A 9884-nucleotide genomic window follows, 5' to 3' on the forward strand; every position below is an offset into this window, starting at 1 on the left:
GCGCAGCCATCTGAGCTGTGCCCCAGGGAGATCCGCCGTTATGCCCGAAACCTCGACCGCCATCGCCGATATTCACATGCTCGACAGCGGCTATTCCCGCGAAGCGCGTTCCCTGTTGTACCAGGCGTACCGGCACGAGCCGACGTTCGGCTACCTGTTCGAAGCCGAACGCCCCGGTTATGAACAGCGAGTCCGGGCGACGGTGCGCGAACTGATCAAACAGCACTTTCTGCAGGATTTGCCGGCCATCGGCCTGCTGGTGAATGACCGCTTGATCGGCATCGCCCTGATCGCGCCGCCGCAACGCCGCCTGGGCATCACCGAAAGCTGGGCCTGGCGCCTGCGGATGGTGCTCAGCACCGGGTTTCGCTGTACCCGACGCTACCTCGATTACCACGCCGCCGTGATGGCGTGCGTGCCGTCCGACTCGGTGCACGTCCTGCCATTGCTGGGGGTTCACCCGCAGTTCCAGGGCAAGCACTTTGGCGAACAGTTGCTGCAAGCGGTGCACAACTGGTGCGCGGTCGATGAGCACTCCCAGGGTGTGATCCTCGACACCGGGAATCCTCGCTATCTGGAGTTCTATAAGCGTCAGGGCTATGAGGAAATCGGCGAAGTGGCCGTAGGACCGATTCGTGAGCACGTGTTTTTCCACGCCAACCCGCAGGTGTTACAAACAGCAACAGCGTAATCGCCGAACTTATGGGACAAGTCCGGCTCTATCAGGCTCCCAAGCTCGTGATAGCATCCGCGCCTATGAATGTTCCAGGAAGAATCACCAGCGGCCTGTTGATGCTGTTATCCAGCTGCGCGGCGCTGGCGCAAAGTGAATTGGATGTGCGGATCAAACCGTCCAACGATGAACTGAAGGCCAATATAGAGGGCTATATCGGTAGCCTCGGCGATCGCGATGAAGAAGCCTTGCTGCGCTTCAGTCGCGGCGCCGAAGAACAGGCGCGCAAGGCCGCCCAGGCCTTGGGGTATTACCAGCCGCAAATCGACAGCGACGTGAAGGGCGGCAAGACGCCGCGCCTGGTGCTGAACATCGATCCCGGCGAGCCGATCCATTTGCGTAACGTCACGATACGTGTCGACGGTCCTGCCGCCTCGCTCAAATCCTTTCGTGTGCCCAAAAGCGACCTGCTAATGCCAGGCGCGGTGCTTAACCATGGCCGTTACGAAGACGCCAAGCGGCTGATCCAGAACCAGGCCTCGCGTTTCGGCTTCTTCAGTGGGCGCTTCACTCGCCAGAAGCTGCTGGTGGACCCGCGCGCGGGCGTCGCCGACATCGAATTGATCTACGACAGCGGCCCGCGTTATGCGCTGGGCAAAGTCAGTTTTGAAGGCGACACGCCGTTCGACGAAGACCTGCTGCAACGCATGGTGCCGTTCAAGGCCGGTACGCCCTATGACTCGGAACTGATCGCCGAACTCAATCAGGCGCTGCAATCGAGCGGTTATTTCGAAGGCGTGCGCGTCGACGCGGCGCCAACGGCCTCCAAGGACGACGTGATCCCGGTGGCGGTCAAACTCGACACCCGCAAGCCTCGGACCATGGGCTTGGGTCTGGGGTTTTCCACCGACGTCGGCCCGCGAATCAAGGCCAACTGGACCCGGCACTGGGTCAACCCGCAAGGCGACAGCTATGGCTGGGAAGCCGAACTGTCGGCACCGCGGCAGAACGTCGGGGTGTTTTACGACATTCCCCTGGACCCACCGTTGACCGACAAACTGCGCTGGGCCGCTGGCTATCAATATGAAGATATCGCTGGCACCGACTCCCGCAGCAAATTGCTGACCCTCGGCCCCGAATGGCACAGCAAGTTGCCCAGCGGCTGGCAGCGGGTGGTGTCGCTTAAATGGCAACGCGAGGAATATACACTCGGTGACGACTCGGGGCTCAGTACCTTGCTAATGCCCGGCGTGAGCTATTCGTACCTGAAAAGCGACAACCGCATCGATCCGCATAATGGCTATCGCCTGCAATTCGAAACCAAGGTCGCCAAGGAAGGATTGGGTTCGGACACCAACCTGGTGTATGGCACGGCATTGGTCAAAGGCCTGACCACGGTCTTCGATAAACACCGCTTCCTCGGTCGGGTGCAGGTCGGCGGCAGCGCCACCAACGGTTACAAATCGGTGCCGCCGTCTCTGCGCTTCTTCGCCGGTGGCGATCAGAGCGTGCGCGGTTACGATTACCAGAGCCTGTCCCCGGAGAACTCCGATGGCGACCGTATCGGTGGCCGTTACATGGTGGCCGGCAGCGTCGAGTATCAATACTCCATCGCCGAAAAGTGGCGGGTCGCAACCTTCATCGATCAGGGCAACTCCTTCAACACCCTCGAACTGCCGAACCTGAAGACCGGCGTCGGTATTGGCGTACGCTGGGTTTCGCCGGTAGGACCAATTCGCCTCGACCTGGCCCACGCGATGGACGACGACGGCGGCATTCGACTGCACTTTTCCATGGGGCCTGAGCTGTGAAGCGTGGTTTGAAAATAGCGCTGCTGGCGATCCCGGCGCTGCTGATGCTGGTCGTGCTGGCCTTGATCATCGTGCTGGGTACGGCGACGGGCAGTCGCTGGGCGCTCGGGTTTGTGCCGGGTTTGACCGTGGAGAATTTCCAGGGCCGTTTGGGTGGACAGTGGAGCGCCGACCATCTGCTGTGGCAGCAGGACAACAGCCGGGTTGAGCTGAACCAGGCGATTTTCGCCTGGTCGCCGCTGTGCCTGACGCGCATGACGCTGTGCATCGAGCAATTGCAGGCTGAGCAGGTCAGCCTGCAATTTCCGCCAGGCGCAGAAGAGCAAAGCAGCGGGCCGATCAGCCTTCCGGACTTGAAGTTGCCGCTGGCCATTGAGTTGGGTGACGTCAAGGTCGGCCGTCTGCTGTTCAACGGCAGCGAAGAGCTCAAAGGCCTGCAACTGGCGGCGCACTGGACCGAACAGGGTTTGCAGATCGACTCGGTGCACTTGCAGCGGGATGAACTGAGCCTGAACCTGTCTGGCCTGTTGCAACCGAGCGGCAACTGGCCGCTGACCGCCGAAGGCAAACTGACCTTGCCGGCGCCGGGCACCGAACCCTGGGCGCTGGTGTTGAAGGTCGACGGCGACCTGCTGAAAACCCTGAAGCTGAAAGCCGACAGCAGCGGTTACCTGAACGGGCAGTTGACCGGCGAATTGCAGCCGCTGGTGGAAAACCTGCCGGCAAAAGTGCGTATCACCGCTGACGGCTTCAAGGCCAGCGCCGAGCTGCCGGACACCCTGCAACTCAATCAACTGGAGCTCACCGGCGACGGCGACCTGAAAAACGGCTACCAGTTGCTCGGCAAAGCCACGTTGCCCGCCGAACTTGGCCCGGTCGCGTTGTTGCTGCAAGGCAAGGTTGACGCCAAGGGCGCGCAAATCGCGGGTCTCGACCTGACCGCCAATGACAAACAAAGCCTCAAGCTCACCGGGCAACTGGACTGGAGCAAAGGCTTCAGTGCCGAAGCGAAAATCGACTGGCTGGATTTCCCCTGGCACCGCCTCTATCCGCTGATCGATGAGCCGCAAGTGGCACTGCGCAGCTTCAACGGTGAAGTCTCCTACACCGACGGCAACTACATCGGTAACTTCAAGGCCGCACTGGATGGCCCGGCCGGGGCGTTCAGCCTGAACAGCCCGTTCAGCGGCGACCTGRGCCAAATCCATCTGCCGCAATTCAAGCTCGAAGCCGGGCAGGGCAAGGCCGAAGGGCACCTGAACCTGCAATTTGCCGACGGCATCGCCTGGGATACCGCGCTGGACCTCTCGGCGATCAACCCGGCGTACTGGCTCGCGGAGTTGCCGGGTACCTTGGCGGGTCCGTTACGCAGCAAAGGCGAGATGAAGAATGAAAGGCTCAGCCTGACCGCCGACCTGGACCTGAAAGGCAAACTGCGCGGGCAGCCGGCGGTGTTGCAAGCCAAGGCTGATGGCGGCGGCGAGCAATGGAACCTCAGCGCGTTGCAGATTCGCCTGGGTGACAACAGCATCAATGGCCAAGGCAGCCTGCAACAGAAACTCGCCGGCCAGATCGACATCAAAATGCCGCGCCTGGCCCAACTCTGGCCGCAACTGCGCGGCCAGCTCAATGGTCGGGTCAATGTCGCCGGCACGCTCAAGGCACCGCAAGGCAAGCTCGCCCTGCAAGGCACGCAACTGGTTTTCGAAGACAACCGCCTGCAAAGCCTCAATCTGGATGCCACCCTCGACAGTGCCCAACGGGCGAAGATCGACCTCAAGGGCAGCGGCATCCAGACCGGCGACACGTCACTGGGCACCTTGACCGCCAGCGGCCAGGGCGACATCAAAAACCAGAAGCTGACCCTCGACCTGCAAGGACCGAAACTGAAACTGGCGCTCGGTCTCGACGGCGCGTTGGATAAAGGTAACTGGCGCGGGCGTTTGGCCAGTGGCGATATCCAGGCCGGTGGTCAGGACTGGAAGCTGCAAAACCCGGCCAGACTCGAACGGCTGGCGGACGGCAAAATCAACTTCGGTGCCCATTGCTGGATGTCCGGCCCGGCCAGCCTGTGTGGCGAAGACCAGCGCTTGATGCCCGAGCCAAAGCTGCGTTACCACCTCAAGCAGTTCCCGATCGACAGCCTGGCGCAATGGCTGCCGAAGGATTTTGCCTGGCAGGGCCGGCTCAACGCCGACCTGCAACTGGACTTGCCGGCCAGCGGCCCGAACGGCCAGATCAGCGTCGATGCCAGCGGCGGCACGTTGCGCATGAAGGAAAAGGATCAGTGGCTGGACTTCCCGTACCAGACCCTGAAACTCACCAGCAAACTCACGCCAAAACGCATCGACACCGACCTCAGCTTCGTCGGTGGCAAGCTTGGTGAGCTGATGCTGCAGGCGCAGATCAACCCGTTGCCGAAGAACAAACCGCTGACCGGCTCATTCCGCCTCAATGGCCTGGATTTGTCGGTGGCGCGGCCGTTTGTGCCGATGGTCGAGAAACTCACCGGGCATTTGAACGGCAGCGGCACGCTGTCTGGCGGGTTGCTGGCGCCGCTGGTCAACGGCAACCTTGAGCTGCGCGACGGTGAAATCTCCGGACCGGAACTGCCGATGGCGCTCCAGGCCCTGCAACTTCAAGCGGTGATTGCCGGCGAAACCGTACAGCTGAATGGCGGCTGGAAAAGCGGCAAGGCCGGGCAGGGCACTCTCAATGGCAATATCGCCTGGGGCCAGGCGCTGGTGGTGGACCTGGCCCTCAAAGGCACGCAGTTGCCGGTCAGCGTCGAGCCACACGCCAAGCTCGAAGTGGCGCCGGACCTGAAAATTTCGATGAAGGACGACAAACTCGCAATCGTCGGCAAAGTGCTGGTGCCCAAGGGCGAAATCACCGTGCGTGAGCTGCCGCCGTCGACGGTCAAGGTCTCCGATGACACGGTGATCGTCGGTCAGCAGACCGAAGAGGGCAAGCCGCCGATGGCCATGGCGATGGACATCGATGTGGTGGTCGGGGAAGACAAACTCAGCTTCGCCGGGTTTGGCCTGACCGCCAACCTGCAAGGTCATGTGCACATCGGCGACAACATGGACACACGCGGCGAGCTCTGGCTCAACGACGGGCGTTATCGCGCCTACGGCCAGCGGCTGACGGTGCGTCGGGCCCGATTGCTGTTTGCCGGTCCCATCGATCAGCCGTACCTGGACATCGAAGCGATTCGCCAGACCGACGACGTGATTGCCGGCATTCGCTTGAGCGGCAGTGCCGAACAGCCGACCACGCAGATCTTTTCCGAGCCGGCGATGAGTCAGGAGCAGGCGTTGTCCTACCTGGTGCTGGGGCGTCCGCTGAGTACCACCGGTGAAGACAACAACATGCTCGCCCAGGCCGCCCTCGGCTTGGGTTTGATGGGCAGCTCCGGGGTCACTAGCGGGTTGGCCAAGGATCTGGGCATTCAGGACTTCCAGCTCGATACCCAAGGCAGCGGCAATACCACCAGTGTGGTGGCCAGCGGCAACATCTCCGAGAAGCTCAGCCTGCGTTATGGCGTAGGCGTGTTTGAACCGGCCAACACCATCGCCTTGCGTTACAAGCTGAGCAAAAAAGTCTACCTCGAAGCCGCCAGCGGCGTGGCCAGTTCGCTGGACATCTTCTACAAGCGGGATTTCTAACACCTCGATCCTTTCAGATAGACCGGGTCGCTCCCGTCGTAAGCAGGTCCGCCCCACACGGTCCGGTGTGGTCCTTGCGGGAGTGGGGCGGCGGCGCTCAGAGTTTGAACTGGGCGACCAAGGTGCTGAACGAACCGGCCAGGCGAGACAGCTCCTGGCTAGCGGCCGCCGTCTGATTGGCCCCCGCGGTACTCTGGGTCGACAGGTCTTGGATGTTCGTCAGGTTACGGTCCACTTCCCGTGCGACCTGGGCCTGCTCTTCGGAGGCGGAGGCAATCACCAGATTGCGTTCGTTGATGATCGAAACGCCGTCCGTAATCTTCTGCAACGCCGAACCGGCGTCCTGCGCCAGGTCCTGGGTTTGAGTGGCCAGTGCCAGGCTCTTGCCCATGGCGTTCACGGCCCCGTCGGCCCCGCGTTGCACAGTGCTGATCATGCCTTCGATTTCCACGGTGGAGGCCTGGGTGCGATGGGCCAAGGCACGAACTTCGTCGGCCACCACGGCAAAACCACGACCTTGCTCTCCCGCACGGGCCGCTTCGATAGCGGCATTCAAGGCCAGCAGATTGGTCTGTTCGGCAATGCTGCGAATCACGTCCAGCACCTTGCTGATCTCCCGGACATTGCCGGCCAGTTCGGTCACTGCCTGGTTGGAATCGGTGATTTCGGCCACCATGTGGGTAATGCCTGTCACGGTCTGTTTGACTTGTGACTGACCGTTAATGGCGTCGCTACTGGCGCTGCTTGAGGCTTGTGAAGTAGTGACGGCGTTACGTGCTACTTCTTCAACCGCAGCGGTCATCTCGTTGACCGCCGTGGCAGCCTGCTGGATTTCATCATTCTGACGGGTTAACCCGCGTGTGCTTTCTTCGGTCACAGCTGACAGTTCTTCGGCGGCTGAGGCCAGTTGATCCGATGCGTTGGCGATTTGTGTGAGGGTACGCTTCAGGCCCCCTTGCATCGCAGAAATGGCATTGAGCAACTGGCCTGCTTCGTCGTGGCTGTTGCCGCTGATGGCTCGGGTGAGGTCCCCACCTGCAATCTCCTGTGCGTAAGACACGGCCAGCGCCAATGGACGTGTGATCATGCGGGTGATGAAGACGCCAAGGGCGATTGCCAGGACGAACGCAATGATGATCCCGGTCGTCAACGACAGTATGGCGGTGCGGTGCAACGCTTCCGCCTCAGCAGCGCCTTCGCCTATCTGTCGGTTGTTGGAATCAACCATCACCCGTATCAGGCTTCGCGCTTCACGGAACGCGATGTTATTGGTGCCGTTGAGGATGACGGCGGCCTGGTCCAGATTTTTGGCGTCTATCAGTTCGACAATCTTTTGTGATGTGCTGATGTAGGTCGGCCAGACCAGGTCCAGTTTGTCACCCGCCGCGCGCTCATCGTCCTGCAGTGGCGTCGCACGGTAGCTGGCGTAGGCATTTTTTGCAGTGTTCAAATCAGTCACCAGCGCTTCGTGCAGGCGGTGATTTTCGCTGTCCGGTAACACGCCTCTTTGCCCATCAAGCAGACGATACATCCCACGGTTGTGCGCGGTGAGGCTGCTCAGGGTTTCCCCGATTTTGCCCACTGACACGAGGTCGTCAGAAAAGGTCAACGCCAGCGCCGTGGACAACCGATTAATGCTCAGGATGCTACCGGCGCCTACGAGTAGAGTAATCAAGGCGCAGAAAACAAACGCTGTCAGCAGTTTGGTCGAGAATTCAGAGCGGCTCAGGATGTTCATTCAGTGAGCTCGGTTGGAGTTTGTATGGGTTTGATCAGTGGGGATTAATCGCCACCATAATGGCTTCACAATAATTCACTAACTAGAACATTTATCATTTTTTCGCTCGTAGCCCAGAGCAAGACATCACGGACTCTGGACGTGGGGGGAGGAAACACACCCAGTCTATTTCTGCGGGATCGCTGAAGGTCTGACAGGTGCGCCTGTGCTCAAATCCGTTGAGCGGGTGGGGCGTAATCGGATGCCGCGATTGACATCAAAATGTCATCTTTTAATCGCATGAACGCCATGTTCGCTGAGTAATGTTCTCGCGAATGAGATCGATCTCAAGCGAGCGACAATGACTGATTTGAAAGAAGTTGCACGACTGGCAGGTGTATCGCGGGCGACTGCCGCGCGGACCTTCGCCTCCCCTGAAGTGGTGCGTCCGGCGACCCGCGAGCAAGTGTTCGCCGCTGCCCGCGAACTGGGTTTTCGGCCCAATCGCCTCGGCCGTCAACTGCGTTTGCAAACCACCAACCTGATCGGGGTGGTGGTCCCCAATCTCCTCAATCCGGTGTTCGCCGAGCAATTCCAGGCAATGGAGCGGGCCGCGCGTTTGCGTGGCTACAATTTGTTGCTGGCGACCACCGATTACAACAGCGAGCGTGAAAGCGCGGTGGTCGAGGAGTTGTTGCGCCAGCGGGTTGACGGGCTGGTGCTGACCGTTACCGATGCCGAAAGCAACCGCGTGCTGCAAAGCCTCGCCAGCGAGGACACGCCGTTTGTGCTGGCTTATCACCAACCGGGCAATCCCGATTACAGCGCGGTGTCGGTCGACAACCGCGCCGGGATGGCACTGGCCACGCGCTATTTGCTGGACGCTGGGCATCGGCGCATTGGCATGGTCGCCGGCCCGGCCTTGCAGTCTGACCGTGCCCGTCTGCGTTACGCCGGTTATGGCGACGCGATGCGTGAGCACGGCCTCGACAGCTTGCCGGTGATCGAAATGCCCGCCCATACCCAAGCCGATTTCGCCGCCCTTGAACCTTTTTTGTCCGGACCACAGGCGCCCAGCGCGTTGGTTTGTTCCAACGATTTGCTGGCGATCAGCCTGATCGCCGAACTGCGCCGACACGGCTGGAATGTGCCTGGGCAGCTGTCAGTGATCGGTTTCGACGGTATCGCCCTGGGCACGCAAATGCACCCCACGCTGTGCAGCGTGGTGCAGCCAATTGCAACGCTGGCCAGCACGGTCATTGACCAATTGCTGGCACAAATTGCTGGCGCTGCCCCGGTTTCCCATTGCCTGCCTTGCCATGTCCGGCCAGGCGAAAGTACTCAACCCTACGAGGAGAAACTCGATGACCCGCTTCACTAAAACCCTGGCTGCGTTATGGCTGTGCGGTGTGGCCAGCCTGGCCCAGGCCGCTGAAACGGCGATTTGCTACAACTGTCCACCGGAATGGGCAGATTGGGGCACTCAACTCAAGGCCATTGCCGACACCACAGGTGTGCAGGTACCGCTGGACAATAAAAACTCTGGCCAGGCTCTGGCGCAGTTGGTTGCCGAGCACGCCGCGCCGGTGGCGGACGTGGTGTATTACGGCGTGACATTCGGTTTACAGGCACAAAAAGCCGGAGTCGTCGGGACTTATAAGCCCAAAGGCTGGGAGCAGATTCCGACGGGGTTGAAAGACCCGCAGGGGCACTGGTTTGCAATTCATTCCGGCACGTTGGGAATCATGGTCAACGTCGATGCGCTGGGTGGCTTGCCGGTGCCGCAGAGCTGGGCTGATCTGCTCAAGCCTGAGTACAAAGGCATGGTCGGCTACCTCGATCCATCCAGTGCATTCGTCGGTTACGTGTCCGCGGTCGCCATTAATCAGGCGATGGGCGGGACCCTGGATAACTTCGCGCCGGCCATTGATTACTTCCAGAAACTGGCGAAAAACGCGCCCATCGTGCCGAAACAAACCGCGTATGCGCGGGTGCTTTCCGGTGAGCTGCCG

General features: G+C 60.7%; 6 protein-coding genes and 1 pseudogene. 5 read left to right on the top strand and 2 right to left on the bottom strand.

Annotated features, from left to right (window positions below):
* Positions 1 to 40 precede the first annotated feature (40 nt).
* The 3 genes from AC1DLB_RS11110 (at position 41) to AC1DLB_RS11120 (ending at position 6155) form a co-directional block, all read left to right on the top strand.
* The gene (locus tag AC1DLB_RS11110; RefSeq protein ID WP_018925466.1) at positions 41 to 691 is read left to right on the top strand and encodes a GNAT family N-acetyltransferase; all 651 of its coding nucleotides are present in this window, start codon (positions 41 to 43) and stop codon (positions 689 to 691) included.
* A gap of 65 nt (positions 692 to 756) precedes the next feature.
* Positions 757 to 2484, top strand: a complete 1728-nt coding sequence (locus tag AC1DLB_RS11115; protein ID WP_207238872.1) for an autotransporter assembly complex protein TamA — start codon at positions 757 to 759, stop codon at positions 2482 to 2484.
* A complete protein-coding gene (locus AC1DLB_RS11120) occupies positions 2481 to 6155 on the top strand; it encodes a translocation/assembly module TamB domain-containing protein (protein ID WP_477785003.1) in 3675 nt (1224 codons plus the stop codon). The genes AC1DLB_RS11115 and AC1DLB_RS11120 overlap by 4 nt, the downstream gene beginning before the upstream one ends.
* 97 nt (positions 6156 to 6252) lie before the next feature.
* On the opposite strand, the gene AC1DLB_RS11125 is transcribed toward AC1DLB_RS11120, so the two are convergent.
* Both AC1DLB_RS11125 and AC1DLB_RS11130 read right to left on the bottom strand, forming a co-directional pair.
* Positions 6253 to 7116 (bottom strand): methyl-accepting chemotaxis protein, encoded by an 864-nt coding sequence (locus AC1DLB_RS11125; protein WP_371924316.1) that lies wholly within the window; start codon positions 7114 to 7116, stop codon positions 6253 to 6255.
* Positions 7111 to 7893 (bottom strand): annotated as a pseudogene (locus AC1DLB_RS11130) (MCP four helix bundle domain-containing protein); the annotation flags it as partial. The gene AC1DLB_RS11125 and the pseudogene AC1DLB_RS11130, both read right to left, overlap by 6 nt.
* Before the next feature lie 340 nt (positions 7894 to 8233).
* On the opposite strand from AC1DLB_RS11130, the gene AC1DLB_RS11135 reads away from it, so the two are divergent.
* Positions 8234 to 9253 carry a LacI family DNA-binding transcriptional regulator gene (locus tag AC1DLB_RS11135; protein ID WP_477743715.1) on the top strand — a complete coding sequence of 340 codons (1020 nt, stop codon included), beginning with the start codon at positions 8234 to 8236 and terminating at the stop codon, positions 9251 to 9253.
* A partial coding sequence (locus AC1DLB_RS11140) for an ABC transporter substrate-binding protein (protein ID WP_477785004.1) occupies positions 9237 to 9884 on the top strand: 648 nt, incomplete at its 3' end. The genes AC1DLB_RS11135 and AC1DLB_RS11140, both read left to right, overlap by 17 nt.

Source organism: Pseudomonas sp. 05N434 (genome assembly GCF_056396965.1).

Excerpts from the sequence above, each read along its gene's own strand:
- AC1DLB_RS11115 (WP_207238872.1), top strand. The coding sequence starts at position 757 with ATGAATGTTCCAGGAAGAATCACCAGCGGCCTGTTGATGCTGTTATCC.
- AC1DLB_RS11135 (WP_477743715.1), top strand. The coding sequence starts at position 8,234 with ATGACTGATTTGAAAGAAGTTGCACGACTGGCAGGTGTATCGCGGGCG.
- AC1DLB_RS11110 (WP_018925466.1), top strand. The coding sequence starts at position 41 with ATGCCCGAAACCTCGACCGCCATCGCCGATATTCACATGCTCGACAGC.
- AC1DLB_RS11125 (WP_371924316.1), bottom strand. The coding sequence starts at position 7,116 with ATGCAAGGGGGCCTGAAGCGTACCCTCACACAAATCGCCAACGCATCG.